The sequence below is a fragment of the Phaeodactylibacter luteus genome (assembly GCF_007993045.1).
Taxonomy (GTDB): Bacteria; Bacteroidota; Bacteroidia; order Chitinophagales; family Saprospiraceae; genus Phaeodactylibacter; species Phaeodactylibacter luteus.
The window spans coordinates 1-1,626 of the sequence record NZ_VOOR01000127.1 but is presented as its reverse complement, the minus strand read 5'-3'; the positions used below and the strand labels follow the sequence as shown (position 1 = coordinate 1,626).

Here is a 1,626-nt window from a genome sequence, read left to right as displayed (position 1 = left end):
GAGTGCGTGACAAAAAAGCGGGGATGGGTAAAAAAGGGAGGTTGAGCCAATAAGTCGTAAATTGAGTTTGACACAAAACAATTAACGACAGCCAAACCTCCCGGATGAAGTTATGGAAAAACAGCAACTTACCCAGCGATTAAATCAGAAGTTTGAAGAATTAGTGTGCCTTAGCGATGGATACGTCGAATCTTCGGATGCCATGCATGACATTGAAAAAGGCTTGCTGAGCGAATTGCTGAGCATCGGGCTGCTGCTGCTCCGGTACATCATAGCCGGGAAGCTAAAACAGTGCAAGAGTTATGAATTCGACGTGGACAATCAAGCAGCTTGCCAAAGCAAGGGCAAGAAGGCGCGGCGCTATTTAAGTTTGTTTGGGCCCTTATCCATACAGCGCCCGAGCCACTGGGCCAGTGACAAAGGGGTTGTATATAAACTGGATGAGCACCTGCAGTTGCCCCGAGGGAGCTATTGGTCTTACAATATCCAGGAATTAGTGGGCGAAAGTGCATCAGAGAATGATTTCCGTGAAAGCGTGCACCTGTTTAACAAGCTGCTGAATTTGGATTTGCGCTGGGAGTCCTCGGTGCGCAACACTCTTAATTTGGGCCAATACGTGGAAGCCTATTATGAGGCCCGCCCGGCTAAGGCAGAACCTGAAGCGGTGTGCTTCAGCGCCTCTTTTGACGGCAAGGGCGTACCGAAGATAAGAAAGCCCAAAGCCCGCTCGGGCAACCCCAAAGCCCGCTTGGGCAAAGGGGAGAAACCAGGGACAAAGCAGATGGCAACTGTTTCAGTAACTTCCAGCTTTAAGCCTAAGCAACGCAGTGTCAAAGCCATTGCCGATGCTTTGATGGGAGTGGAAAACGAGCCTCAAAAGATAAAGAAAAAACCAAAACAAGAGCAGCGCTCAAAAAAGAATGGCTGGCACGAAAATATCCACCGCAGGGCATTTTTAGCAGACCAAGACAAGGCGGTGGACTATGGGATACAGGACATCAAAAACCGGATTAGCCATACAGACAGCCGCTTCGTCGTCCCTATTGACGCAGGCATCGGGCTAGAGGACAAAGTCTTGGGAGCGGTCAAAAAATACGGTTTGGAAGATGCCTTTGATGGCATTATCCTGGATATTATCCATGTGCTGGAATATGTTTGGGCAGCCGCGGCTGCCGTTTTTGGCGAGCAGTCCAAGCTGCGCACGCCTTGGGTCAGGGATATGCTCACGGACTTGCTCAACAGCAAAACGCAAAAAGTCATTGATGATTTAGTGGCTATCCGGGATAAGACAAAATTATCCAAAAGTAAAAGCCAACAGCTGAACAAAGCCATTACCTATTTTACCAACCATCAGCATAAGATGGACTATCTGGCTTTTATCAAGAAGGGATACCCCATAAGCTCAGCTATGGCAGAGTCCACTTGTGGGCATTTGGTCAAAGAGCGTATGGAGCAGAGCGGCATGCGGTGGAGCAGCGACAGTGCCCAAAAAGTGATGGATCTAAGAGCTGTAAAATTAAATGGCGACATGGAGGATTTTGTCCAGTTTGTCGTTGGCTCAGAACGCAAAATCCGCCTCCGGAAAATGGCGGCATAATAGATGCCCCGCTTTTTTGTCACGCACTC

At 48.8% G+C, this 1,626-nt stretch carries 1 protein-coding gene; it reads left to right on the top strand.

The window, feature by feature from the left end; genetic code table 11:
* The first annotated feature begins 112 nt into the window (after window positions 1-112).
* A complete protein-coding gene (locus FRY97_RS21760) occupies window positions 113-1,597 on the top strand; it encodes an ISKra4 family transposase (RefSeq protein ID WP_147169728.1) in 1,485 nt (494 codons plus the stop codon).
* The last annotated feature ends 29 nt before the right edge of the window (window positions 1,598-1,626 follow it).